23 protein-coding genes and 5 tRNA genes are annotated in these 24,749 nt (G+C 73.9%); 18 read left to right on the top strand and 10 right to left on the bottom strand.

The window, feature by feature from the left end; all coding sequences use genetic code 11:
• Window positions 1-24: 24 nt before the first annotated feature.
• The gene (locus ACIPXB_RS14895; protein ID WP_401449126.1) at window positions 25-654 is read right to left on the bottom strand and encodes a lysophospholipid acyltransferase family protein; all 630 of its coding nucleotides are present in this window, start codon (window positions 652-654) and stop codon (window positions 25-27) included.
• A 314-nt stretch (window positions 655-968) separates the two neighbouring features.
• Between ACIPXB_RS14895 and ACIPXB_RS14900 the strand changes: the two genes are divergently transcribed.
• From ACIPXB_RS14900 to ACIPXB_RS14910, 3 genes are all read left to right on the top strand, one after another.
• Window positions 969-2,141: a glycerophosphodiester phosphodiesterase gene (locus tag ACIPXB_RS14900; RefSeq protein WP_401449129.1), complete on the top strand. Its 1,173-nt coding sequence runs from the start codon at window positions 969-971 to the stop codon at window positions 2,139-2,141.
• A 73-nt stretch (window positions 2,142-2,214) separates the two neighbouring features.
• On the top strand, window positions 2,215-2,718 hold the full coding sequence (locus ACIPXB_RS14905; protein ID WP_401449132.1) for a sigma-70 family RNA polymerase sigma factor: 504 nt from the start codon (window positions 2,215-2,217) through the stop codon (window positions 2,716-2,718).
• A 37-nt stretch (window positions 2,719-2,755) separates the two neighbouring features.
• Window positions 2,756-3,253 carry a GNAT family N-acetyltransferase gene (locus ACIPXB_RS14910; protein ID WP_401449135.1) on the top strand — a complete coding sequence of 166 codons (498 nt, stop codon included), beginning with the start codon at window positions 2,756-2,758 and terminating at the stop codon, window positions 3,251-3,253.
• A gap of 27 nt (window positions 3,254-3,280) precedes the next feature.
• Here the strand turns inward: ACIPXB_RS14910 and ACIPXB_RS14915 are convergent, their stop codons facing one another.
• Together ACIPXB_RS14915 and ACIPXB_RS14920 are read right to left on the bottom strand one after the other, a co-directional pair.
• Complete coding sequence (locus ACIPXB_RS14915) at window positions 3,281-3,712, bottom strand: hypothetical protein (protein WP_401449137.1); 432 nt, start codon at window positions 3,710-3,712, stop codon at window positions 3,281-3,283.
• A complete protein-coding gene (locus tag ACIPXB_RS14920) occupies window positions 3,705-4,076 on the bottom strand; it encodes a hypothetical protein (RefSeq protein WP_401449139.1) in 372 nt (123 codons plus the stop codon). The genes ACIPXB_RS14915 and ACIPXB_RS14920 overlap by 8 nt, the downstream gene beginning before the upstream one ends.
• A 597-nt stretch (window positions 4,077-4,673) precedes the next feature.
• Here ACIPXB_RS14920 and ACIPXB_RS14925 point away from each other — a divergent pair.
• From ACIPXB_RS14925 to cobT, 6 genes are all read left to right on the top strand, one after another.
• Entirely contained in the window at window positions 4,674-5,726 is a 1,053-nt protein-coding gene (locus ACIPXB_RS14925; protein WP_401449142.1) for a methionine ABC transporter ATP-binding protein, read from the top strand.
• Window positions 5,723-6,391 carry a methionine ABC transporter permease gene (locus ACIPXB_RS14930; RefSeq protein ID WP_401449145.1) on the top strand — a complete coding sequence of 223 codons (669 nt, stop codon included), beginning with the start codon at window positions 5,723-5,725 and terminating at the stop codon, window positions 6,389-6,391. Before ACIPXB_RS14925 ends, ACIPXB_RS14930 begins: the two co-directional genes overlap by 4 nt.
• Before the next feature lie 106 nt (window positions 6,392-6,497).
• Window positions 6,498-7,361, top strand: coding sequence for a MetQ/NlpA family ABC transporter substrate-binding protein (locus tag ACIPXB_RS14935; RefSeq protein WP_401449148.1), 864 nt, complete (start codon window positions 6,498-6,500; stop codon window positions 7,359-7,361).
• Between the two features lie 158 nt (window positions 7,362-7,519).
• Window positions 7,520-8,167 carry a GNAT family N-acetyltransferase gene (locus ACIPXB_RS14940; RefSeq protein WP_401449150.1) on the top strand — a complete coding sequence of 216 codons (648 nt, stop codon included), beginning with the start codon at window positions 7,520-7,522 and terminating at the stop codon, window positions 8,165-8,167.
• Window positions 8,168-8,267: 100 nt separating this feature from the next.
• Window positions 8,268-9,467 (top strand): precorrin-6y C5,15-methyltransferase (decarboxylating) subunit CbiE, encoded by a 1,200-nt coding sequence (cbiE, locus tag ACIPXB_RS14945; RefSeq protein WP_401449153.1) that lies wholly within the window; start codon window positions 8,268-8,270, stop codon window positions 9,465-9,467.
• Between the two features lie 248 nt (window positions 9,468-9,715).
• A complete protein-coding gene (gene cobT / locus ACIPXB_RS14950) occupies window positions 9,716-13,132 on the top strand; it encodes a nicotinate-nucleotide--dimethylbenzimidazole phosphoribosyltransferase (protein ID WP_401449155.1) in 3,417 nt (1,138 codons plus the stop codon).
• Window positions 13,133-13,227: 95 nt separating this feature from the next.
• Here the strand turns inward: cobT and ACIPXB_RS14955 are convergent, their stop codons facing one another.
• Complete coding sequence (locus ACIPXB_RS14955; RefSeq protein WP_401449156.1) at window positions 13,228-13,809, bottom strand: hypothetical protein; 582 nt, start codon at window positions 13,807-13,809, stop codon at window positions 13,228-13,230.
• Between the two features lie 233 nt (window positions 13,810-14,042).
• Between ACIPXB_RS14955 and cobA the strand changes: the two genes are divergently transcribed.
• Complete coding sequence (cobA, locus tag ACIPXB_RS14960; RefSeq protein WP_401449159.1) at window positions 14,043-15,275, top strand: uroporphyrinogen-III C-methyltransferase; 1,233 nt, start codon at window positions 14,043-14,045, stop codon at window positions 15,273-15,275.
• Window positions 15,276-15,318: 43 nt separating this feature from the next.
• On the top strand, window positions 15,319-16,137 hold the full coding sequence (locus tag ACIPXB_RS14965) for a TrmH family RNA methyltransferase (RefSeq protein WP_401449162.1): 819 nt from the start codon (window positions 15,319-15,321) through the stop codon (window positions 16,135-16,137).
• 80 nt (window positions 16,138-16,217) lie between these two features.
• On the opposite strand, the gene ACIPXB_RS14970 is transcribed toward ACIPXB_RS14965, so the two are convergent.
• Window positions 16,218-17,384: a serine/threonine-protein kinase gene (locus ACIPXB_RS14970; RefSeq protein WP_401449164.1), complete on the bottom strand. Its 1,167-nt coding sequence runs from the start codon at window positions 17,382-17,384 to the stop codon at window positions 16,218-16,220.
• Between the two features lie 554 nt (window positions 17,385-17,938).
• Between ACIPXB_RS14970 and ACIPXB_RS14975 the strand changes: the two genes are divergently transcribed.
• The 3 genes from ACIPXB_RS14975 (at window position 17,939) to ACIPXB_RS14985 (ending at window position 19,766) form a co-directional block, all read left to right on the top strand.
• Window positions 17,939-18,124, top strand: coding sequence for a hypothetical protein (locus ACIPXB_RS14975; RefSeq protein ID WP_401449167.1), 186 nt, complete (start codon window positions 17,939-17,941; stop codon window positions 18,122-18,124).
• Between the two features lie 198 nt (window positions 18,125-18,322).
• Complete coding sequence (locus ACIPXB_RS14980; RefSeq protein ID WP_401449170.1) at window positions 18,323-19,396, top strand: phosphotransferase; 1,074 nt, start codon at window positions 18,323-18,325, stop codon at window positions 19,394-19,396.
• Window positions 19,397-19,463: 67 nt separating this feature from the next.
• Window positions 19,464-19,766, top strand: coding sequence for a zf-TFIIB domain-containing protein (locus ACIPXB_RS14985; protein WP_401449172.1), 303 nt, complete (start codon window positions 19,464-19,466; stop codon window positions 19,764-19,766).
• An 84-nt stretch (window positions 19,767-19,850) separates the two neighbouring features.
• Here ACIPXB_RS14985 and ACIPXB_RS14990 read toward each other — a convergent pair.
• The 5 genes from ACIPXB_RS14990 to ACIPXB_RS15010 all read right to left on the bottom strand — a co-directional run bounded on the left by ACIPXB_RS14990 (window position 19,851) and on the right by ACIPXB_RS15010 (window position 20,323).
• Window positions 19,851-19,925 (bottom strand) — tRNA-Val (locus tag ACIPXB_RS14990).
• A 48-nt stretch (window positions 19,926-19,973) separates the two neighbouring features.
• Window positions 19,974-20,045, bottom strand: a tRNA-Val gene (locus ACIPXB_RS14995).
• A 19-nt stretch (window positions 20,046-20,064) separates the two neighbouring features.
• Window positions 20,065-20,136: transfer RNA gene (locus ACIPXB_RS15000), tRNA-Val, on the bottom strand.
• A 1-nt stretch (window position 20,137) separates the two neighbouring features.
• Window positions 20,138-20,211, bottom strand: a tRNA-Cys gene (locus ACIPXB_RS15005).
• A gap of 39 nt (window positions 20,212-20,250) precedes the next feature.
• Window positions 20,251-20,323, bottom strand: a tRNA-Gly gene (locus ACIPXB_RS15010).
• Between the two features lie 181 nt (window positions 20,324-20,504).
• Between ACIPXB_RS15010 and ACIPXB_RS15015 the strand changes: the two genes are divergently transcribed.
• The 4 genes from ACIPXB_RS15015 (at window position 20,505) to ACIPXB_RS15030 (ending at window position 24,711) form a co-directional block, all read left to right on the top strand.
• On the top strand, window positions 20,505-21,563 hold the full coding sequence (locus ACIPXB_RS15015) for a chorismate-binding protein (protein WP_401449174.1): 1,059 nt from the start codon (window positions 20,505-20,507) through the stop codon (window positions 21,561-21,563).
• Window positions 21,560-22,381: an aminotransferase class IV gene (locus ACIPXB_RS15020; protein ID WP_401449176.1), complete on the top strand. Its 822-nt coding sequence runs from the start codon at window positions 21,560-21,562 to the stop codon at window positions 22,379-22,381. Before ACIPXB_RS15015 ends, ACIPXB_RS15020 begins: the two co-directional genes overlap by 4 nt.
• Before the next feature lie 58 nt (window positions 22,382-22,439).
• The gene (locus tag ACIPXB_RS15025) at window positions 22,440-23,279 is read left to right on the top strand and encodes a GNAT family N-acetyltransferase (protein ID WP_401449178.1); all 840 of its coding nucleotides are present in this window, start codon (window positions 22,440-22,442) and stop codon (window positions 23,277-23,279) included.
• A 202-nt stretch (window positions 23,280-23,481) separates the two neighbouring features.
• Complete coding sequence (locus ACIPXB_RS15030; protein WP_401449180.1) at window positions 23,482-24,711, top strand: sensor histidine kinase; 1,230 nt, start codon at window positions 23,482-23,484, stop codon at window positions 24,709-24,711.
• The last annotated feature ends 38 nt before the right edge of the window (window positions 24,712-24,749 follow it).

The following is a 24,749-nucleotide window of genomic DNA, read 5'->3' on the forward strand; positions in this document are numbered from 1 at the left end:
CCGGGGCTACCGGCGGCGGGAGGGTCAGGCCGCCTTGGCCTTGGTGGCGTACATGTCGACGTACTCCTGGCCCGACAGGCGCATGACCTCGGCCATCACCGAGTCCGTCACCGCGCGCAGCACGTAGCGGTCGCGGTCCATGCCCTCGTACCGGGAGAACTCCATCGCCTCGCCGAAGCGGATGGTCACCCGGCCCGGGCGCGGCATGCCCTTGCCGCCCGGCTGCAGCTTGTCGGTGCCGATCACCGCGAACGGGACCACCGGCGCGCCGGTCATCAGCGTCAGGCGGGCGATGCCGGTGCGGCCGCGGTAGAGGCGGCCGTCGGGGGAGCGGGTGCCCTCGGGGTAGATACCGAAGATCTTGCCCTCCTCCAGCACCCGGCGGCCGGTCATCAGCGCCGCGACACCGCCGTTCGCGCCGTCCCGGTCGACCGGGATCATGCCGGAGCCGCTGAAGAACCAGGCCATCGCCCGGCCCTTGAGCCCCTTGCCGGTGACGTACTCGTCCTTGCCGATGAAGTGCACCGTCCGGTCGCACACCAGCGGGAGGATCATCGAGTCGATGAACGTGAGGTGGTTGCCCGCGAGGATCACCGGACCGGTGCCCGGAATGTGCTCGATGCCCTCCACCCGGGTGCGGAACATCATGCGCATGACCGGTCCGACAGTGGCTTTGATGAGCGCGGTACGGAACAACGTGGGCCCTCCGGCGTCGACAAGCGGGTTCGCACGGCACTGGGGCGGTGCAGGTAGAGGACGATACTCGCGCGCCGCGACTGATCGCACATCGGGTTCACGTGATGGATACGTCGTGTTGACACACGTTTCCGCCATGTTCCGCCGCCGCTGGCCCGCCCGACACACCCCGCCGCCTACCATCGCTGCGCCGACCGGCGCACGCACGTGCGGGCACGCGCACGCACGTTCCTGCGCACTCATGTACGACCGATGACGGGGAGACGCCACTCATGACGCAGGGCGGGGCAGCGCGACGCACGGTACTGGGAGCGGCGGTGTTCGCCGCGGGCGGCACCGCCATGGGCCTGGGCGCGGGAACGGCCGCGGCCGCCGAGGCGGGCCCGTACGCGGGCGGCCACGGCGGCTACCGGGACCTGCCGTACCCCACGGTCATCGGCCACCGCGGGGCCAGCGGCTACCGGCCCGAGCACACGCTCGGCTCCTACCAACTGGCCCTCGACCTCGGCGCCGACGTCGTCGAGCAGGACCTCGTCCCCACCCGGGACGGGCACCTGGTGTGCCGTCACGAGAACGAGATCGGCGGCACCACGGACGTCGCCGACCACCCGGAGTTCGCCTCCCGCCGCACCACCAAGTCCATCGACGGCGTCTCCGTCACCGGCTGGTTCACCGAGGACTTCACCCTCGCCGAGCTCAAGACGCTGCGCGCGAAGGAGCGCATCCCCGCCGTCCGCCAGCGCGGCACCCTCTACGACGGCCGGTGGGCCGTGCCCACATTCGAAGAGGTGCTGCGCTGGGCCGACCGCGAGGGCAAGCGGCGCGGCCGCCCGGTCTGGCTGCACGTCGAGACCAAGCACCCCAGCTACTTCCGCGCGCTGGGCCTGGGCCTGGAGGAGCCGCTGGCCAAGCTGCTGCGCCGGTACGGCCGCGACCGCCGTACCTCCGCCGTCTTCCTGCAGTCCTTCGAGCCCTCCAGCATCCAGCGGCTGGCCCGGCTGGTCTCCTCGCCCCGCGTCGTCCTGCTCTCCGACGCGGGCACCCGCCCATGGGACTTCGAGCTCGCCAAGGACCCGCGCACCGTCGCGGACCTGGTCGAGCCCGAGGGCCTGAAGTGGATCGCCGGCTTCGCCCAGGGCATCGGCCCCACCCTGAACCTCGTCATCCCGCGCACCCCCGACGGCAGGCTCGGCACCCCGACCACGCTGGTGCGCGACGCCCACGCCCGCGGCCTGGTCCTGCACCCCTACACCGCGCGCAACGAGAACAGCTTCCTGCCGGCGGAGTTCCGCAAGGGCACCGACCCGGCCGCGTACGGCGACGTCTTCGGCGCGCTGCGGGCCTACTTCGAACAGGGCATCGACGGCATCTTCACCGACAACCCGGACACCGCCCTGCTGGCCGCCGAGGACTTCCGCCCCGGCCGCCGCCCCGTCAACCGCTAGGCGCACCACCCCGTACGAGTGGGCCGCGGCCGGTGGGGAAACCACCGGCCGCGGCCTTCGCGTCCCGCTCGGCATGGACCTGCTCAAGGAACTCGGCCCCCTGCTGTCCGCGGAGGCGGCCGCCGAGGCCCCCGGTACCGGCGTCGACCCGGCCGACCTCGAACAAGCCGTCTGGGTCAGGCTGCTGGAGCGCGGCCCCGCCACCGCCCCCGCCGAACCGGCGCGCTGGCTGCGCCGCGCCGTGCGCGCCGAGGCCCGGCCCGCCCGCCGCCGCGCCCGCCGCGAAATCCCGTACGGCGCCCTGCCCGCCCCCCGCGCCGCCGCCCCCGACGAGGAGCTGCTCGGCCGGGAGGAGACGCTCGCCCTCCGATCGGCGGTCGCCCGATTGCCCGGACGCTGTCCGGAGCTCATAGGCGCGTTTCTTTCGCCCCGGGACCTGACTTACCGTGAAATCGCAGGAGAGTTGGGTATCTCACAAGGAAGTTTGGGACCCGTACGTTCCCGTTGCCTGGGATGTCTGCGCAGAATGCTGGCTGCAGAGGTTGCGGCTCCTGGCCTGTGGGGAAAGGAGCGGTAGACCATCGGGCTACCAGGTGAGCGGGAGGCATGCGCACATGGGCATGAGCGTGACCATTTCGGCGGCGGCTGCCGAGGACGCGGAGCAGATCTTCAAACTGCAGTACCTGGCCTTCCAGAGCGAGGCCGAGCTCTACGGCAACTACCGCATCCAGCCCCTGACCCAGTCCCTGGACTCCCTCAAGAAGGAACTCGCGTCGGACACCGTGCTGGTGGCCCGGCTCGGCGACGAGGTGGTCGGCACCGTGCGCGGCCGTATCGACGACGAGGGCACCGCCAGCATCGCCAAGCTGTGCGTCCACCCGCGCATGCAGGGCCACGGCCTGGGCGCGCGGCTGCTGCGCGCCGTCGAGGAGGCCCTCGCCGAGGGTGCCGAGGCCGCCCGCTTCCGGCTGCACACCGGCCGCAAGAGCGAGTCGAACCTGCGTCTGTACCGCAAGGCCGGCTACGTCGCGGTCGGCGGCCGCACCGCCTCCGACGGCGTCGAGCTGGTGATCCTGGAGAAGGAAGCCACCGACTACGCCGTCAGCGCCTGACGGCCGCCGTCGGCGCCGGCGCCGGCGCTAGCGCCTGCGCAGCCAGAGCATCCCGGTGATCGGCAGGATCACCGGGATGAACAGGTAGCCCATCCCGAAGTCCGACCACACGGTCGCGTCGGGGAAGGCCTCCGGGCGCACCAGGGTCCAGGTGCCGACGATCAGGACGCCGGCCAGCTCGGCGGCGCAGCACAGCAGCGCCGCCCGGCGGGCCCGCTCGCCGCCGCGCACCAGCGAGTACGTGATGAACGCGTACACCAGGGCGGCCGCGCCGGACAGGCCGTACGCGAGCGGCGCCCGGTCGAACTCGGTGGAGATCTGGTAGGCGGACCGGGAGACCGCGCCCACCACCATCACCCCGTACAGCCACACCAGCAGCAGCCCGGGCCCGGAGACCAGCCGCCTGCGGCCGGTGGCCGTGGCACCCGCCCTGCCGGTCGTCGTGTCAGCGTCAGGCACCGGTGCCACCACTCCAGATGTCGAAGAGCCGTACTTCGAGGACGGCGAGCACGACCGCGCCGGCCGATACCGTCACCGAGCCCCACTTGGTCCGCTCGGACAGCGAGAGCAGCCCCGCCGCCGGGATCGTGGCGAAGGCGCCGATCAGGTAGGCCACGAAGATCACCGTGCCCTCGTGGGCCTTCTCCCCGCGCGCGAGCAGGAACAGCCCGATCGCCAGCTGCGCCAGCACCAGCACGGTCACCACGGCCATGCCGATGAAGTGCCAGTCCTTCGTCGGCTGGTCCCGGTACGCGGCGTGGCCGCACCAGGCGGCGAGGGCGAGGGCGGCCGCGCCGATGGCGACCGTCAGGGCGTCGAGCATGCAGCGAGGGTATTACGGGCCGTACGACCCGATGCGCCCGCCCCTCGGCCCCCGGGCGGCCGGACTGGCTGCCCGGGTGCCGGCGCTGCCGGAGCACGGACCGTGGTCTTGACCACAGCGCACCCGGCCGCGGGCTCCCGCGCGCGGACGCCGTGATTCCGGTCGTGCGCGGTGTCCGCGCAGGTCACCGTGGCCGGACCGGGGTCGGGCCGCGGGCGCCGACGGGCCGGGGGCGTCCGGTATGCAGGCGGAATCTGTCCGCATACCGGACATCGTTGATCGGTGAGGTGATCCGTCTGCTTTACTGGGGCCCATGACCACGACGAGCAGCCGCACCCTTGCGACCGAGGCGATGATGACGCCCGGTGCTCGTTGTATGTGTCGAATGTGCGCCTTCTGAGGGCCCCCTTCCGCACGCCTCGCGCCCCGAAGCGAGACCGGCCGAGCCCCGTGTCCGACCTCTGTCCGACCACGGAACGCTCCTGCCCCGCGCATGCGCCGCCGACGGAAATATCCCCGTAAAGCGGCCCGCGTCCCCAGATGATTGCCCCGTGCCCGGCACCGCAGCGCCGCGCACTCGACAGCGACGGAATTCCTGTGATCACCACATCGGGCCTCACGAAGGTCTACCAGTCCCGTGGCCGCGAGGTCACCGCCCTGGACGGAGTCGATCTCCACGTCCGTGAAGGGGAGGTCTTCGGCGTCATCGGCCAGAGCGGCGCCGGCAAGTCCTCCCTCATCCGCTGCGTCAACCTGCTGGAACGTCCCACCACCGGCACCGTGACCGTCGACGGCGTCGACCTCACCGCCCTCGCCGGCCGCGGCCGCCGCGCCGGCAAGGAGCTGCGCGAGGCCCGCAGCCGGATCGGCATGGTCTTCCAGCACTTCAACCTGCTGTCCTCGCGCACCGTGCAGGCCAACATCGAGCTGCCCCTGGAGATCCTCGGCGTCTCCGGCCGCGAGCGCTCGCGCAAGGCCGCCGAACTCCTCGACCTCGTGGGCCTGGCCGACAAGGCCAAGGCCTACCCCGGCCAGCTCTCCGGCGGCCAGAAGCAGCGCGTCGGCATCGCCCGCGCCCTGGCCGGCGACCCCAAGGTGCTCCTCTCCGACGAGGCCACCAGCGCCCTGGACCCCGAGACCACCCGCTCGATCCTGCAACTGCTGCGCGACCTCAACCGCCGGCTCGGCCTGACGGTCCTGCTGATCACGCACGAGATGGACGTCGTCAAGAGCGTCTGCGACTCCGCCGCCCTGATGAAGAAGGGCCGCGTCGTGGAGTCCGGAACCGTCTCCGAGCTGCTGGCCACCCCCGGCTCCGAGCTCGCCGGCGAGCTCTTCCCCGTGAGCGGCGCCGCCACCGGCCCGGACGCGACCGTCGTCGACGTGACCTTCCACGGCGACGCGGCCACCCAGCCCGTCATCTCGCAGCTCGCGCGCACGTACAACATCGACATCTCGATCCTCGGCGCCGCGATGGACACCGTCGGCGGCAAGCAGATCGGCCGGATGCGCATCGAGCTGCCCGGCCGATACGAGGACAACGTCGTCCCCGTCGGGTTCCTGCGCGAGCAGGGCCTGCAGGTCGACATCGTGGACGACGCGGCGGAGGTCGTCGCCGCCGCCGAGCTCATCAAGGATGGTGCGCAGTGACCTGGTCCGACATGCAGCCCCTGCTCACCCAGGGCACGTACGACACCCTCTACATGGTGCTGTGGTCCACCGTCGTCACCGTCCTCGGCGGCCTCCCGCTGGGCCTGCTGCTGGTCCTCACCGACACCGGCGGCCTGCTGCAGAACCGTCCCGTCAACAAGGTCGTCGGCGTGATCGTGAACATCGGCCGCTCGCTGCCGTTCATCATCCTGCTGATCTTCCTGATCCCGGTCACCACCGCGATCGTGGGGACCTTCATCGGCCCCACCGCCATGATCGTCCCGCTCGCCATCGGCGCCATCCCCTTCTTCGCCCGGCTCGTCGAGACCGCCGTCCGCGAGGTCGACCACGGCCTGGTCGAGGCCGTCGAGTCCATGGGCGGCGGCATCCCCACCCTGGTGTGGAAGGTGTACCTCCCGCAGGCCCTGCCCTCCCTGGTCGCCGGCGTCACCACCACCGTGATCACCCTGATCGGCTACTCCGCCATGGCGGGCGCGGTCGGCGGCGAGGGCCTCGGCTCCAAGGCCATCACCTACGGCTACCAGCGCTTCGAGACCGGCTTCATGATCGCCACCGTGGTCGTCCTGGTCCTCGTCGTCACCGTGATCCAGCTCCTCGGCGACGTCGTGGTCCGCCTGCTGGCCCGCCGCGGCCGGACCGCCTGACCCCCCCCGCAGAACCTCCTCTCCCCACAAGCCCGCACTTGTCGTGCTCGGGCGCACCACACGCGAGGCGATCCCCGTCCTCGCACCGCAATGAAAGGCACTCTTCGTGCGTAAGAACATCAAGCTCACCGCCCTCGCCGCCGTCACCACCGCGCTCGCCCTGGGCGTGACCGCCTGCGGCAGCTCCTCCGACCCGGCCGCCGCCGGCTCCGGGGGCGGCAAGGCCGACGAGAACAAGCCGCTGATCGTCGCCGCCTCCCCGAGCCCGCACGCCGACATCCTGAACTACGTCAAGGACAACCTGGCGGCCAAGGAGGGCCTGAACCTGGAGGTGAAGGAGTTCACGGACTACGTCCTGCCGAACACCGCCACCCAGCAGGGCAGCGTCGGCGCGAACTACTTCCAGCACAAGCCGTACCTGGACGACTTCAACAAGAAGAACGGCACCACCATCGTCCCGGTGGTCAACGTCCACCTGGAGCCCCTCGGCCTCTACTCCAAGAAGGTCAAGTCCCTCGCCGACATCAAGGCCGGCCAGACCGTCGCCGTCCCCAACGACACCACCAACGAGGGCCGCGCGCTCCAGCTGCTCGCCGCCAACAACCTGATCACCCTCAAGGAAGGTGTCGGCACCAACGCCAAGCTGTCCGACATCACCGACAAGAAGGGCCTGGAGTTCAAGGAGCTGGAGGCCGCCACGGTCCCGCGCGCCCTGAACGACGTGGACGCCGCCGTCATCAACGGCAACTACGCCCTGGAGGCCGACCTCAAGCCCGCCCAGGACGCGCTCGCCCTGGAGAAGGCCGAGGGCAACCCGTACGCCAACTTCCTGGCCGTCAAGGAAGGCAGCCAGGACGACCCGCGGATCAAGAAGCTCGCCAAGCTCCTGAACTCCGACGAGGTCAAGAAGTTCATCCAGGACAAGTACCAGGGCTCGGTCATCCCGGCCTTCGGCACCCCCCAGTCCTGACCCGCGGCATCCGGCCCCGCAACCCCGTCACCGGGGGTGCGGGGCCCAGCCATGCACATCACGGGGCCCATGCTGCATGCTGACCCCCTGGGGCCCCGCACCCCCGGCGCCCCGCACGAACGGTCCCGCACCCACGGTCTTGAGGCATGGAGCAGCGCATGACAACCACCTTCCCGGACGTCTCCATCAGCACGGACCGGCTGGTGCTGCGCCCCTTCGAGGAAGGCGACGTCACGGCGCTCACCGAGATGATGAACGACGAGCTCATCACCGCCTGGACCGGCGTACCCCACCCCTACACCCACGCCGACGCCCACGGCTGGGCCACCCGCCACTCCCACGCCGAGCGCACCGAGGGCCGCGGCATCGTCTTCGCCGTCACCGAGTTCCTCACCCAGCGCCTCGTCGGCGTGGTCCACCTCCAGAACACCAACTGGCGCACCCGCAGCACGGAGGTCGGCTACGTCACCGCCCCCTGGGCCCGCGGCGAGGGCTACGCCAGCGAGTCCGTCCTCGCCGTCGCCCAGTGGCTCTTCCGCGACCAGCGCTTCGAACGCCTCGAACTGCGCACCGCCGCCGGCAACACCGCCAGCCAGCAGGTCGCCCAGAAGATCGGCTGCATCAGCGAGGGCGTCCTGCGCAACGCGTGGATAGTGCGCACCCAGACGGCCGACGGCGGCTGGGCCGACACCCGTACCGACCTGATCGTCTGGAGCCTCCTCCCCGAGGACCTCGACGAGCCGGGCGACTACGACGCCCAGATGGCCGAAGCGAGCGGCTACGCCGTTTCCGCCGACTGGCACTGACCCGATGACCAGGTAGTCTCACCGTGCCCGTGCGGGTGCCTCCCGGCGGCGGCCGGGGGAGCCCGGTCGAACGGTAGAACCAGATCAGGAGACTGACGAGATGGCCGACCGGGTCACGGTGATCGGCTGGGACGGCTCGCCCCTCACCGCGGCCGCGCGGTCCGCGCTCGCCGCCGCCACCCTGGTGGCCGGCGCCGCCCACCATCTCGCCCTCCCCGAGGTCCCGCCCACCGCCGAACGCATCCGCCTGGGCAGCATCGGCCTCGCCGCCCGCCGCATCGCCGGCCACCGCGGCACCGCCGTCGTGTTCGCCGACGGCGACCCCGGCTTCTTCGGCGTCGTCCGCACCCTGCGCGCCCCCGAGCACGGCCTGGAGGTCGAGGTCGTCCCCGCCGTCTCCTCCGTCGCCGCCGCCTTCGCCCGGGCCGGCATGCCCTGGGACGACGCCCAGGTCGTCGTCGCCCAGCGCCGTACGCTGCGCCGCGCCGTCAACGTCTGCCGCGCCCACCCCAAGGTCGCCGTCCTCACCTCGCCCGGCGCCGGGCCGGCCGAACTCGCCCTGCTCCTCGAAGGCGTCCACCGGACCTTCGTCATCTGCGAGCAACTGGGCACCGAACACGAGCAGGTCAGCGTGCTCACCTCGGACAAGGCCGCCGACCACAGCTGGCGCGACCCCAACGTCGTCATCGTCATCGGCGGCGCCGGCCAGCCCGCCTCCGCCGAACCCGGCTGGCTGCTCGGCGCTGTGGCCGGCGGCCCCCGTGGCTGGGCCCGCCCCGAGCCCGGCACCGGTGAGGGCGAGTCCGCCCAGCTGCGCGCCGCCCAGCTCGCCCGCCTCGGACCCCGTACCGGCGACCTCGTCTGGGACATCGGCACCGGCTCCGGAGCCCTCGCCGTGGACGCCGCCGCCCTCGGCGCCGCCGTCATCGCCGTCGACGCCGACCCGGGCGCCTGCGAGGGCGTAACTGCCGCCGCCCGCACGCGCGGCGTACAGCTCCAGGTGGTCGCCGGACGCGCCCCGCACGTCCTGGAATCGCTGCCCGAGCCCGACGTGGTCCGCGTCGGCGCCGGGGGAGCGGCCGTCGTCGCCGCGTGCGCCGACCGCCGTCCCGAACGGATCGTCACCCACGCCGCCACACGCGACGCGGCGGAGGCGATCGGCCGCGCGCTGGCCGAACGCGGGTACGCCGTCGAATGCGCGCTCCTGCAGTCCGTCGGCCTGGACACCCGCACCTGGGCCGAGCAGGAACGCTCCGTCGTCTTCCTGCTCGCGGGCGAACGGCCGCCGAGCGCCCGCTGAACCAGTGGGCCCACGGCCGCGGTAGGCTGGCCGATCGTCGTACCGCCGCCGGGCGTACGGCAGCGGCACTCGGCGCGCACGTGACGTGTCCGCGACGTGGCGCAGTCCACAGCGGACCATGTCGGTTATGGCCGCCGTGGCCGGCGAACGGACGCGACAATGCTTAGTGGTTGCCACCGGGCAGCCACGCTCGTTGGGCTAGCGGGCGCCGGCGATCGAAGAAGCACACCGATGGGCGAGGGGTACGCATGACTGACACCGGCCAGGTTCCGGGCGAGGGCCTCCCGGACGACGCGGGCATGGTGGACCAGCAGGGCCTCCCCGTGCAGCCGCCGGTCCCCGCGATGCCTCCGCTCCCGCCGGTCGCGCAGATGCCGGGCGGGTACGCCTTCCAGGACCTGGTGGACAACCCGGCCGAGGACGCCGAGGACGAGGAACTGCTGCTGATGCCGAGCGGGCAGGGCTCGTGGAGCGACCCGCAGGTCGTCCCGCCCGTCCCGGCGTTCCCCGCCCTGGCCGACTCCGTGCTGCCGCCGTTCACCCCGGAGTACCCCTCCGCCGCGTCCCCCGCCTCGCCCGCCGGGGCCGGCTACGCCGACGCCGGGTACGGCGACGGCGCGCACGAGGCGGGCGGCCGGGACTCCGGCTCCCTCGACCTCGGCGGCCTGCTGCCGCCGCCGTCCGCGCCCGCCGCGCAGCCCACGGCGCCGGTCCGCCGTCCGCTGCACATGGGCCCGCCGGTGCCCGACGCCTCCGGCGGGGTCGTACGCTCGCTCGCCGACCGGGGTCCCGCCCCGGTGGCCGCCCCCGCGCCGCTCCAGCAGCCGGCCCCGGGCCCCGAGTACCTCGACGTGGCGCGTCCCGCCGAGGTCCCGCCGCAGGCGGGCGCGCCGTGGGCGGCGGAGCAGGTGGCCGTACCGGTCGCCCCGGCCTCCCTCGTGACCCCGGCGGCCCCGCCCGTCGTGGCCGCCCCGGCGAACCCGCTCGCCCCGACCGAACCGGTCGCGCAGGCGCCGGCCGAGCCGGCCGCGCCCGAGCCCGCCGCTGCCGCCGCTGTCGCCGCCGAGCCGGTGCTCCTCGTGACCCCCGCGCCGGCCGCGCCCGACGCCCTCCTGGGCCGGCTCCTCCCGGATGGCGTGCCGGTGGCCGCGCCCGCGGCCCCCGAGGCCGCCGCCGGAGCCGAGCCCGCCGCCGGGCCGGAGCAGCCGGCCGAGCCGGTGGCCGAGCCCGTCGAGCCGCAGGCCGTCGAGGCCGAGGCCGAGGCCGAGGCCGTGCAGGAGCCCGCGACGGCGCCCGTGGCCGACGGTGCAGAAACGGTGGTGCAGGTCCCCGCCGAGCCGGTGGCCGAGGAGCCGCAGCCGGCCGGGACCGCGCCCGAACCGGCGCCGGAGTCCGTCCAGCCGGAGCCGGTCCAGCCGGAGCCGGTCCAGGAGACCGGCCCCGCGCCCGAGCCGCAGCCCGAGCCCGCGCTCGTCGAGCCCGCGCTCGTCGAGCCCGCCGCCGTCGAGCCCGCCGCCGTCGAGCCCGCCGCCGTCGAGCCGGGCGCCGAGCCGGTCGCCGTGCTCCCCGTCGCGGCCGAGGCCGCGCCCGAGCCGGTCGCGGAGCCCGTCGCCGACCCCGCGCCCGAGGCGGCCGCCGACGCCACCCCGGTGCCCGCCGCCGAACCCGTTCCCGTCGCCGCGGCCGCGGCCGCGACCGCTCCCGAGGCAGCGGTGCAGCCCGAGGTCCCGGCAGGGGCCCCCGCCGAGGCCGAGGTCGCGCCGGAGGCCGGTCCCGAAGCCGCGCCCGCGCCGGAGAACGCCCCCGCGCCGGAGACCGCCGATGAGCCGGAGACCGCCGACGAGCCGTCGGCCGTTCCCGGACCGCAGGACCCGGCCGGGCCGGAGATCCTGGCCGCGCCGGAGTTCACCGCCCCGCCCGGGCGTTCCCCGGGCGAGCCCGCCCCGGGCTACGCCGACGCCGAGCGCGAGGCCGTCCTGCGCGTCATGCGCGAACGCCGCGACATCCGCAACGGCTTCCGCACCGACCCCATCCCGCACGAGGTGCTGCTGCGCGTCCTCGAAGCCGCGCACACCGCACCCAGCGTGGGCCACTCGCAGCCCTGGGACTTCGTCGTCATCCGTTCCGCCGACACCCGCCGGGCGATGCACGAACTCGCCCAGCGCCAGCGCGAGGCGTACGCGAAGTCGCTGCCCAAGGGCCGGGCGAAGCAGTTCAAGGAAATGAAGATCGAGGCCATCCTCGAGACGCCGGTGAACATCGTGGTCACCGCCGACCCCACCCGCGGCGGCCGGCACACCCTCGGCCGGCACACCCAGCCGCAGATGGCGCCGTACTCCTCCGCGCTCGCGGTCGAGAACCTCTGGCTCGCCGCCCGCGCCGAGGGCCTCGGCGTCGGCTGGGTCAGCTTCTTCGACGAGCGGGAGATGGTCCGTACCCTCGGCCTGCCCGAGCACCTGGAGGTCGTGGCCTACCTGTGCGTCGGGTACGTCGACGAGTTCCCCGAGGAGCCCGAGCTGCTCCAGGCGGGCTGGTCCAAGCGCCGGCCGCTGTCGTGGGTCGTCCACGAGGAGACGTACGGCCGCCGCGCGCTGCCCGGCGAGGAGCCGCACGACCTGCTCAGCGAGACCGTCGCGAGCATCCGTCCGCTGGACGCCAAGGCGCTCGGCGAGGCCTGGGAGCGGCAGAAGCGGATGACGAAGCCGGCGGGCGCGCTCGGCATGCTGGAGATCATCTCCGCGCAGCTGGCCGGGCTCTCGCGGGTCTGCCCGCCGCCGATCCCGGAGCCGGCCGCCGTCGCGATCTTCGCGGGCGACCACGGCGTCCACGCCCAGGGCGTCACCCCGTGGCCGCAGGAGGTCACCTCCCAGATGGTGGCCAACTTCCTGGGCGGCGGCGCGGTCTGCAACGCCTTCGCCAACCAGGTCGGGGCCGAGGTCTGCGTCATCGACGTGGGCGTCGCGGGCGACCTGCCGGCCACGCCGGGCCTGCTGCCCCGCAAGGTCCGGCCCGGCACGGCCGACCTCTCCACCGGCCCGGCGATGACCCGCGAGGAGGCCGTCGCGGCCATCGAGGTGGGCATCGAGACGGCGCGCGACCTGGTCGCGGCCGGCAACAAGGGCCTGCTGACGGGGGAGATGGGCATCGCGAACACCACCGTGTCCGCGGCCCTGATCTCGGTCTTCACGGGCGTGGACCCGGCGGAGGTCACCGGGCGCGGCACGGGCATCAACGACGAGACGCACGCGCGCAAGGTCGACGTGGTGCGCCGGGCCCTGGAGCTGCACCAGCCGGACGCCTCGGACCCGATCGGCGTGCTCGCGGCCATCGGCGGCCTGGAGCACGCGGCGATCGTCGGCCTGATCCTGGGCGCGGCCTCGCTGCGTACGCCGGTCATCCTCGACGGGGTCAGCGCCGGCGCGGCCGCCCTGGTGGCCCGCGCCATCGCCCCGGAGTCCCTCTCGGCCTGCATCGCGGGCCACCGCAGCGTGGAGCCGGGCCACGTGGCCGCTCTCAACAAGCTGGGGCTGCGCCCGCTGGTCGACCTCGACCTGCGCCTGGGCGAGGGCACGGGCGCCCTGCTCGCGCTGCCGCTGGTGCAGAGCGCGGCGCGGGCCATGCACGAGGTGGCGACCTTCGACTCGGCGGGCGTCACCGAGAAGTAGCCGCGCCGCCCGCGGCCGCCCACGGCGCACACGGAAAGGCCCCGGACCGTCCTCGGTCCGGGGCCCTTCCGTGTCCGGCCGCCGCGGCGGCGCGGCTACTTCTTGATCTCGTCGATGCAGAGCACGAACTGCTTGCCGGAGCTGCGCCGGCCGCCGCGGGTCTGCTCGTGGTAGCCCATGTCCGACTTGCCCTCGCACTTGGTGCTGTCCACCGTGTCCTGGAACACCTCGACGACCTTGTACTGGGCGTCGGCGCCACCGCACTTCACGACCTGGAGGTCGGGGGAGATGGTGGTGCCGTTGTTCTTGAGGCAGTCGCCCGCCTTCGCGTGGTCGGCGTCGTCCTGGCTCAGGAAGTAGCCCACGCCGATCATGATGACGACGGCCACGGCGCCGATGATCTTCAGGATCTTGAGGACGCCCATGCGCTTGGCCGGCGGCGCCGGCGGCGGCGGAGCGTTCCACTGCTGCTGCACCGGCTGCCCCGGCTGCTGGGGCGGGTACGGCTGCGGCTGCGGGGCGCCGTACGGGGCCTGGCCCGGCGCCTGCGGGTGCCCGTATCCCGGCGGGGGCGGGTAACCCTGGCCCGGCTGCGCCGGGTATCCCTGCGGGGGCTGCGGTGCCTGGCCGGGCTGCTGGCCGTACGGGCCGGGGCCTTGCTGGGGCGGATAAGTCATGGAGAGTCCCCCGTGAGCAGGTGAAACATGGCGTCTTTGACGCGGACACGCTATCAACAGAGCGGTGCGGGGCATTCCGCGGTCCACCCCCCGCGTGGTGGACCCCGCACGGGGCCGTGGCCCACCGGGCCGTATCGTGGACCCGACAAGCGAAACCGCACGTCACACGCGACCCAGCCGCTCCAGCGCAGCAGCGGCCCGCCGACACCGCCGCACCAGGAGCCACCACCGCCATGGCACACCCGGCACACCCCGCCTACCCCGTAGGACTCCGCCTCGCCGGCCGTCGCGTCGTCGTGATCGGCGGCGGCCAGGTCGCCCAGCGCCGTCTTCCCGCGCTCGTCGCGGCCGGCGCGGACGTCCTGCTGATCTCCCCCTCCGCCACGCCGTCGGTCGACGCGATGGCCGAGACCGGCGAGATCCGCTGGGAGCGCCGCGGTTACCGGGAGGGCGACCTCGCCGATGCCTGGTACGCGCTGGTCGCCACCCAGCACCGCGAGGTCAACGAGCGGGCCTCCGCCGAGGCGGAGCGGGAGCGCGTGTGGTGCGTGCGCGCCGACGACGCCTCCGCCGCCACCGCCTGGACGCCGGCCACCGGCCGCAGCGAGGGCGTCACCGTCGCCGTGCTGACCGGCAACGACCCGCGCCGCTCGGCCGCCGTCCGCGACGCCGTCGTCGAGGGCCTGCGGGACGGCTCCCTCGCCGCCCCCGCGCACCGCCGCGAGCGCACCCCCGGCGTCGCCCTCGTCGGCGGCGGCCCCGGCGACCCCGACCTGATCACCGTGCGCGGCCGCCGGCTGCTCGCCGAGGCCGACGTGGTCATCGCCGACCGCCTCGGCCCCCGTGACCTGCTCGACGAACTCCCGCCGCACGTCGAGGTCATCGACGCCGCGAAGATCCCCTACGGCCGGTTCATGGCCCAGGAGGCCATCAACAACGCCCTGATCGAGCACGCCAGGGCCGGCAAGGCCGTGGTCCGGCTCAAGGGCGGGGACCCGTACGTCTTCGGGCGCGGCATGGAGGAGCTCCAGGCCCTCGCCGAGGCGGGCATCCCCTGCACGGTCGTCCCCGGGATCTCCAGCTCCATCTCGGTGCCGGGCGCCGCCGGCATCCCGGTCACGCACCGCGGCGTGGCCCACGAGTTCACCGTGGTCAGCGGGCACGTCGCCCCCGACGACCCGCGTTCGCTGGTCGACTGGGAGTCCCTCGCCAAGCTCAAGGGCACCCTGGTCGTCCTGATGGGCGTCGACAAGATCGGCGCGATCGCCGAGGCGCTCGTCCGGCACGGCCGGCCCGCCGGGACGCCGGTCGCGGTCGTGCAGGAGGGCACCACCGCCGCCCAGCGCCGCGTCGACGCCACCCTCGCGACGGTCGGCGCGACCGTGCTCGCGCAGGAGGTCCGGCCCCCGGCCGTCATCGTCATCGGTGACGTCGTGACCGTCGCCGCCGCGCCCAGCAGCCAGTAACCGTGCCGTTGGCACCGCACCCCGGACAAGGCAGTATCACCCTGTGGCAGATCTCATCACCGTCGAGGACCCCGACGACCCGCGCCTGCGCGACTACACGGGCCTGACCGACGTCGAACTCCGGCGCAAGCGCGAGCCCGCCGAGGGCCTGTTCATCGCCGAGGGCGAGAAGGTCATCAGACGGGCCAAGGACGCCGGCTACGAGATGCGCTCGATGCTGCTCTCCGCCAAGTGGGTCGACGTCATGCGCGACGTCATCGACGAGCTCCCGGCTCCGGTCTACGCCGTCAGCCCCGAGCTCGCTGAGCGGGTCACCGGCTACCACGTGCACCGCGGCGCGCTCGCCTCCATGCAGCGCAAGCAGCTGCCGACGGCCGAGGAGCTGCTGGCCACCACCCGCCGCGTGGTCGTCATGGAGGCGGTCAACGACCACACCAACATCGGCGCGATCTTCCGCAGCGCGGCCGCCCTCGGCATGGACGCGGTCCTGCTCTCGCCCGACTGCGCGGACCCGCTCTACCGCCGCTCGGTGAAGGTCTCCATGGGCGCGGTCTTCTCCGTGCCGTACGCCCGCCTGGAGACCTGGCCCAAGGGCCTGGACTCGGTGCGCGAGGCCGGCTTCAAGCTGCTCGCCCTCACCCCGCACCAGAAGGCCTCCCCGATCGACGAGGCCGCCCCCCAGAGCCTGGAGCGGGTCGCGCTGATGCTCGGAGCCGAGGGCGACGGCCTGTCCACGCAGGCCCTGGTCGCCGCCGACGAGTGGGTCCGCATCCCCATGGCCCACGGCGTCGACTCGCTCAACGTCGGCGCGGCGGCCGCGGTCGCCTTCTACGCCGTGGCCCAGGGCCGCACCACGTCCTGACGACGGCTCGTGGCGCCGTCGGCTCGTGGCGCCGTCGGCTCGTGCCGCTGACGGCGCGTGCCGCCTACGGCGTGCGGCGGCTACAGCTTCTGGGCCGCCGCGATGCCCAGCGCCACGATCAGCGTGACCACCACGAACACGATCAGGCGCTGGCGCATCAGCTTCGGGTCGGGGCGCGAGGGACGCCGGCCCGTCCCCGTCGTCCGCGGCCCCGGCCGGCCGCCCGTCCGTCCGGCCGTCGGCCGCGAGGCGGGTCCGCCGGTGCGCCCGGCGGTCGGCCGCGAGGACGGCCCGTTCGCCGGGACCGGCGCCGGGGTGCCCGCCGGGCCCCGCTGGGTGCGCTGGTCGGCGTACCCCTGCGCGAGCCGGCCCGTGGGCCGCTCGGTGCGGGCCCGCTGGGCCGGCGGGCGGCCGTCGGAGAGCCCCTGGGCCTCGCGGGCGGCGATCTCCTTGAGCCGCATCGACAGCTGGAGCGTGCTCGGCCGGTCCTCCGGGTCCTTGGCCAGGCAGGCCCGTACCAGCGGGGCCAGGGCGTCGGGGACCCCGTGCAGGTGCGGCTCCTCGTGCACCACCCGGTAGAGCATGACCTCGGAACTGCCGTGCCCGAAGGGCGAGTCGGCCGTCGCCGCGTACGCGAGCGTGGCGCCGAGCGCGAACACGTCGGTCGCCGGGGTGACCACGGCCCCTCGCACCTGCTCCGGAGCGAGGAAGCCGGGGGAGCCCACGGCGGTGCCCACGTGGGTGAGGGTGCTGGCCCCGGTGGCCCAGGCGATGCCGAAGTCGATGATCCGGGGGCCCTTGGGGGAGAGCAGGATGTTCGAGGGCTTCAGGTCGCGGTGGACCACCCCCGCCTCGTGGACGGCGACCAGGCCCTCGGAGAGCGCGGCGCCGATCGCGGCGATCTGGGCGGCCGTGAGGGGTCCCTCCTCGGCCACCTTGTCGTGCAGGGAGGGCCCGGGCACGTACTGCGTCGCGAACCACGGCCGCTCGGCCTCCAGGTCCGCCGCCACCAGCCGGGCCGTGCACCCGCCGCGGATCCGCCGGGCGGCGGACACCTCGCGGGCGAAGCGCGAGCGGAACTCCTGGTCCTCGGCCAGGTCCGGCCGGATCACCTTCAGCGCGACCCGCTGCCCGCGCCGGTCCGATCCCAGGTAGACCACGCCCATGCCGCCGGCGCCGAGCCGCCGGTGCAGCCTGAACGAGCCGACGACACGCGGGTCCTCGCGCCGGAGCCGCATCATCGCCATGTCCACCCCGCTGACCGCTCGTCCTGTTGACGTGGCACAGCTTACGGACCATCCGCCACGCGCGCTCAGAGGCCGCGCCCTCGTCGGGAGATTCGACCGTCAGTACGGCGGGGCCCACTTGAGGGAGGTTCAGGTGTGCGAAACCCGCGGCGGGCGGAGAACTGGCGTACGTCCAAAGGCCCTTCCGGCCAAGGGGCTTGATCGTTACGGCCGCCCGGGGCGGCGCCGTCCCGGCGCGGGCCGCGGACCCGCGGCCGCTCCCCGGTCGAGGCCGGGCCGGAAGCCCGCCGCGCCGTGCGCGGGGAGTGACGCACGTGAGAGAAGTCACTCACACGCGGTCACTCCCTCCGGGAAGACCCCCAGGCGGAGGGACCCGTCTCCACCCAGGGGTGTACACGAGCCCCGCGGCCGTCATCCTCCTGGAGGCCGCTCAATGGGTACGAGGGCATGAGGCCAGGGGGCTTCCGCGCGCCTAGTGTTGAGGACAAGCGGCGGGTGGCGCACTCGTCCCCCGAGGTCACACGCCCGCCGCTGCCAACTACAGGGAGAGGACCATGGCGGACGTCGCACGGCGGGGACGCAAGGCCTTCGCGTTCAACGGCCACGAGTCCGGTACGCGCCACCCGCTGGTGGCCGCGGCCATGGTGCTCCCCCTGGCCACCCTTCTGGTCGTCCTCTTCGGCGGCTGGGAGGCGGTGGTGACACAAGCGTCGTCCGTGGGCGCGATGCTGGGGCGCTGAGAGGCGCACCAGGTCCGGGAGAGCGGCCCGGGCCGGACATCGGCCTTCACCCCGTGGGGACGGGGGTTACGGCGGACGGCAGGGAAAGGGTGCTGCCCGTACGACTGGGGAGTCGTACGGGCAGCACCCTTTTTCGGTGGCCGCGTACGATCCCCCAGGGGGCCGCCGTCGCCCCGTACGGACGACCCGGGGGTGACCGTGACCGCCTTGCTGCCGCAGGCCCTGGCCGACTTCGCACGCCGCACGCTGCCACCGACACCGACACCGGCACCGGCACCGGCACCGGCACCGACACCGGCCTTCACGAAGCCCGCAGCCCCACCCCCGCCGGCCGTTCCCGCGTCCGCCGTTCCGGCCCCGGGCGGTCCCGCGTACGCCCTGCTGGCCGACCGCCCCGACGGCACCGTCGTGCGCTGCGCTGGCACGGTGGTGAAGGCGCACGCCGCCGGCACCGACCGCGCGGAGCTCGCCGCCCGGATACGCATCGCCGGGACCCCGGCGCTCGCGGGCGTCCTGCTGCCGCCGCTGCGCCCGGAGGCGGACGAGGTCCACGCCCGGCCGGTGTCCGTCTGGCCGTACGGCAGCCCCGTGGATCCCGAGCGGCCCGCCGACGCGCCCTGGGAGGAGGCCGCCGCGCTGCTGGCCCGGCTGCACCGGATACCCCTCGCGGACCTGCCCGGACCGGTGCCGCCCATGCGCGGCCCCGCGAAGGTGGCCCGGGCGCTGCACCGGATGGCCGCCGCGACCGGTCCCGCCGGGCCGTACGGACACCCCTACCCCGAGGCGGCCGACGTGCGCGCGGCCGCCGCCCGGCTGCCGGGCTGGGCGCGCGGCGAGGAGCCCGCGCCCCGCTCCGGGGCCGCCGCGCTGTGCCACGGCGACCTGCACCTCGGCCAGCTCGTGCGGCACCCGGCCCCGGACGGCCCCTGGCACCTGATCGACGTCGACGACCTCGGGCACGGTGCCCCCGCGTGGGACCTGGCCCGCCCCGCCGCCTGGTACGCGGCCGGACTGCTGGACGCGCGGACCTGGACGCGTTTCCTCGACGCCTACCGCACCGCCGGCGGCCCCGCGGCGGGCCCGCCCGGTACCGATCCCTGGCCGGAACTCGATCTCGCCGCCCGCGCCTTGACCGTCCAGACCGCGGCGCTGGCCGTGACCAGGGCGGCCCGGGCGGGGCGCCGACTCGACGACGTCGAGCGGGCCATGACCGACGCCTGTGTCCGAATCGCCGCCCTCCGGGCCGACTTGGAGCCGGAACCCCCGGCATAGGGTGAGCTCCACGCCACCGGGCAGGAATTCCGGTGTCGACGTCCGACGGCGAGGAGTTGAGCCGAGCATGCAGTGTCCGAAGTGTCACGCGATGATGCACACGTACAACCGCAACGGCGTCCAGATCGAGCAGTGCAGCGGCTGCCGGGGCATCTTCCTGGACTACGGCGAGCTGGAGGCCCTGACCCGTCTGGAGAGCCAGTACGGCGCCCAGTACGGCCAGGTCCCGCCGCCGGCCGCGCCGCCCGCCCCCTACCCGGCCGCCCACGCCCCCGCCCCCGCCTGGGGCGCCCCGCACCACGGTCACGGGCACGGCCACCACGGCCACCACGGCCACCGAGGTTTCGGCCGGATGCTGTTCTCCTCCTGAGGCCCCCTCCTGAGCACCCGGGCCCGCACGGTCACGCGCGAGCACGCGAAAGCCCCGGCCGTCGAGACGGCCGGGGCTTCCCGGTGGTGCGCGATACTGGGATTGAACCAGTGACCTCTTCCGTGTCAGGGAAGCGCTCTCCCGCTGAGCTAATCGCGCGGGGACCAAGGCTCCGTGGAACGAAGCCGCAGGTCGGGCTGTACTGCGTGCGCGATACTGGGATTGAACCAGTGACCTCTTCCGTGTCAGGGAAGCGCTCTCCCGCTGAGCTAATCGCGCGGGGATCCTTGCGGATCAGTGGACGATACTGGGATTGAACCAGTGACCTCTTCCGTGTCAGGGAAGCGCTCTCCCGCTGAGCTAATCGTCCTTGGAGGTGGAGACGGGATTTGAACCCGTGTAGACGGCTTTGCAGGCCGTTGCCTCGCCTCTCGGCCACTCCACCATGGAGCTGCAGGGGTTCTCGGGAAGATCCCCCACTTCGAGCGGACGACGAGATTCGAACTCGCGACCCTCACCTTGGCAAGGTGATGCTCTACCAACTGAGCCACGTCCGCATGTCGCCCTGGCCCGCTTCCGGAAGTTTCTCCTTCGCTCCCCGGCGACGTGTTGAACTCTAGCGGATTCCCGGGCCAGCTCAAAAACGCGTTTCCGCAGCGTGCTGCCGCCCGATCACGGCGGGTCACCCGGATGTCACCTCACCGGCGCCCCGACGTCACCGGTCATAGACTCACAGCCGTGCACGACCTGCCTCCTCTGGCCCGCTTCGGCGGCCTCCTCGCGACCGATCTGCGCGACGTCACCAGCGACGCGTCAGCCCTGGACTCCGCCGGCTTCTGGGCCGTGGCGGCGGATTCCGAGGGCGGGCTGGTCTGCGCGCGGTTCGGGGACATACGCCCCGATCCGGTCCCCGAGCCCGTCCCGGGAGCCTGGTACGGCCCCGCCGCCGGCGACTGGACGTCCTCCCTGGACCGTGAGGGCTACACCGCCGGCGTACGGCGCATCCGCGAGCACATCGCGGCCGGCGAGGTCTATCAGGCCAACCTGTGCCGTGTGATGTCCGCGCCGCTGCCCCACCCCGACTCCGCCGACGTGGACGCGCTGACCGCCCTGCTCGCCCGCGGCAACCCGGCCCCGTACGCAGGAACGATTCGCCTGCCGGCCCACGGCGTCGAGATCGCCACCGCCTCGCCCGAGCTCTACCTGCGCCGCCGCGGCCGCCACGTCGAGTCCGGCCCCATCAAGGGCACCGGCCGCACCGCGGCGGACCTGCTGGAGAAGGACCACGCCGAGAACGTGATGATCGTGGACCTGGTCCGCAACGACCTCGGGCGGGTCTGCGCCACCGGCTCCGTCACCGTTCCCGAGCTGTGCGCCGTCGAGGAGCACCCGGGCCTGGTCCACCTCGTCTCCACCGTCAGCGGCGACCTCGCCGACGGCGCCGGCTGGCCCGAGCTGCTCGCCGCCACCTTCCCGCCCGGCTCCGTCACCGGCGCCCCCAAGTCCTCCGCCCTGCGGATCATCGAGGCCCTGGAGACCGCCCCCCGCGGCCCCTACTGCGGCGGCATCGGCTGGGTCGACGCCGACCGCGGCACCGCCGAGCTCGCGGTGGGCATCCGTACCTTCTGGATCGACCGCGAGGCGCCCGGCGGCCCCCGGCTGCTCTTCGGCACCGGCGCGGGCATCACGTGGGGGTCCGACCCCGAGCGCGAGTGGGCGGAGACCGAACTGAAGGCCGCCCGGCTGCTCGCGGTAGCGTCGGGCGCGTACCAGGCGAGTGGAGGGACCGTACGGTGACGATCTGGCTCGACGGAGCGCTGCGGGACACCGGCAGCGCGAAGGTGTCCGTGTTCGACCACGGGCTGACGGTGGGCGACGGCGTCTTCGAGACGCTCAAGGCGGAGCACGGCCGCTGCTTCGGCCTCACCCGCCACCTGGAGCGGCTCACCCGCTCCGCCCGGGGGCTGGGCCTGCCCGACCCCGACCTCGACGAGGTGCGCCGCGCCTGCGCCGCCGTCCTCGCCGCCGATCCGATGCCGCTCGGCCGACTGCGCATCACCTACACCGGCGGCCTCTCCCCGCTCGGCTCCGACCGCGGCGACGCCGGGCCCACCCTGGTCGTCGCGCTCGCCGAGACCACCCGCCGCCCCGACACCACCGCCGCGATCACCGTGGACTGGGTCCGCAACGAGCGCAGCGCCGTCGCGGGCCTGAAGACCACCTCGTACGCCGAGAACGTCGTCGCCCTGGCCGCCGCCGCCCGCGCCGGCGCCTCGGAGGCCCTGTTCGCCAACACCGTCGGCCGGCTCTGCGAGGGCACCGGCTCCAACGTGTTCGTCGTCCTCGACGGCGAACTGCACACCCCGCCGCTCACCTCCGGCTGCCTCGCGGGCATCACCCGCGCCCTCGTCCTGGAATGGACCGGCGCCAAGGAGACCGACCTGCCGTTCGACGCCCTCCGGCAGGCGGAGGAGATCTTCCTGACCTCCTCGCTGCGCGACGTCCAGGCCGTGTTGCGCCTCGACGACCGCGTGCTCGGCACCGGACCCGGTCCGGTCACCGCCCGCGCCCTGCGCGATTTCGAGGCACGCGCCGCCGACGACCTCGATCCGTAAGGTCCGCCTCCGGCACAAGGGGCTGACGAGCGGCCGCGGGGCGGGTAGAACACCAGTGATGACCACCACCCTGCGGCCGTCCGGGCCGCTCCAGCAGAACGGGACGGGGGCGCGCTCGCGCCCGTACGAGATCCGCGTCAACAGCCGGCGCGTCGGCTCGCTGGTGATCGCCGCCGACACCCCGATGGGACCGCGCGTCGGCGAACTGCGCGAGCTGTACGTCGACGAGGGCGACCGGCGGCGCGGCCGTGCCACGGTGGCCGCGCTCGCCGCCGAGGAGGTGCTGCGCGGCTGGGGCTGCCGCCACGTCCGGGCCACCGTCCCGGCCGCGTCCGAGGCCGGAATACGGCTCGCGCGCGCCCTCGGCTACCCCGAGGAGGGCCGCACGATGCGCAAGGCCCTGCCCGCCGAAGCCCCCGCCCTGCCCGCCGGCGTACGCCTGCGCCGGATGACCGACCAGGAGTACGAGGACTGGTTCCGGGGAGCCGTCGAGGACTACGCGGCCCGCTGCGTGGAGCGCGGGATGACGCCCGACGCCGCCCTCGCCCACGCCCGCGAGGACAGCAGGGCCCTGCTCCCGCGGGGCCAGGACACCCCTGGCAGCTCGGTCGCCGCCCTGGAGGTCGACGGCACCGACGTCGGCCGGCTGTGGATGGCCGAACGCGAACTCGCCCCCGGCGTACCCGGCTGGTACGTCTTCGACGTCAAGGTGCTGCCCGCCCACCGCGGCCGGGGCCACGGCCGCACCCTGCTCCTGCAGGCCGAACGCACCGCGCTGGCCGCCGGCGCCGGCTGGATCGGCCTGCACCGCTTCTCCGACAACACCCCCGCGGTCCGCCTCTACGACTCCCTCGGCTACCGCACGGCCTCCGTGAACTTCGCCAAAATCCTTCTGTAGGTCCCGCCCCCGACCCCCGTACGGGGGACGGGACCCGTCACAGAGGTCCACCAGGGGAAAACTAGCCGTCCCCGGACCGCGCGCACGCCCCACCAGGGGTTGAACCCCACCGCTCACCTGGGGTGTCACCCGCCTACAACCAGGGTGGTAGGTCCGTGCAGTTGTGCGGACGCGGCCGGGGGTCCGCGCATACGCTCGCCCGGTGTCACAACCAGCACAGCGCGACCTGATCCGGTCCACCGCCGTCCGCCGGGCCCGCCGTGCGCTCCCGCAGGTGGCCGAAGTCGTCTACGCCGTCGGGTCGTTCGGGATCTCCTGCACCATGCTGCGCAACTGGCCCGATCCGTACGGCTACTGGCGCGACACCGACACCCTCGCCTACGCCCTGCTCGCCGCCGTCTACCTGCCGCTGGCGCTGCGCCGCCGCGCCCCGCTGCTGATCCTCGCGACCACCGCCACCTGCGTCTTCACCTACTTCACCCTCGCCTACTACCACGTGACCGCCGTCTGCGGCCTGGGCCTGGCCCTCTACACCGTCGCCGCCCTGCGGCCCCGGCGCGTCTCGCTGCGCTGCGCGGTCCTCACCCTCGCCGTCCTGCTGTGGGGCACCCGGCTCGCCGAACCGGGCATCGGGCCGCTCAGCGTCGCCTTCGTGACGAGCATGACCACCGTCTGCTGGGTGGCGGGCGACGGCTCCCGGCGGCTGGCCGAGCGCGGCGAACGCCTCGCCCTGCTGACCCGGCAGCTGCACCACGAGAAGGAGGAACGGGCCCGCCAGGCCGTGATCCAGGAACGCCTGCGGATGGCCCGGGAACTGCACGACGTCGTCGCCCACCACGTCTCGGTGATCTCCGTGCAGACCGGGCTCGCCCGGTACGTCTTCGCCTCCGACCCCGCCACCGCCCGCGCGGCCCTGGAGACCATCGCGGGCAGCAGCCAGGAGGCCATGGCCGAGATGCGGCGGATGCTGGTCGTCCTGCGCCACGGCGGCGACCCCGGGGAGGAGCGGGCCGTGGAGGCCGCCCTCGGGCCGGCCCCGGGCCTCGGCCGGCTCGAGGAGCTGGTCCAGCGCGTGGCGGCGGCCGGCGTCGACGTACGGGTCACGTGCGCGGGGACGCCGTACGCGCTGCCGGCGGGGGTGGACCTGTGCGCGTACCGGGTGGTGCAGGAGGCGCTGACGAACGTCATCAAGCACGCGCCGGACGCGCGCACGGCGACCGTCCAGGTCGAGTACGGGCCGTCGGCGGTGTCGGTGACCGTGACGGACGACGGAAACCAGCCGGTTTCGGCCGGCCGTTCGCCGTTTGCCGGACACGGCTTGATCGGCATGCGGGAGCGGGTCACTATCTACGGCGGGACGGTGACGGCCGGCCCCGCCCCGCGCGGTGGGTTCGAGGTGCGGCTGACGCTGCCGGTGACCGACGAGCCGTGACCGACACCCCGTGACCGACGACCGTGACCGACGACCCG

The sequence above is a fragment of the Streptomyces sp. NPDC090022 genome (assembly GCF_044748145.1).
Lineage (GTDB): Bacteria > Actinomycetota > Actinomycetes > Streptomycetales > Streptomycetaceae > Streptomyces.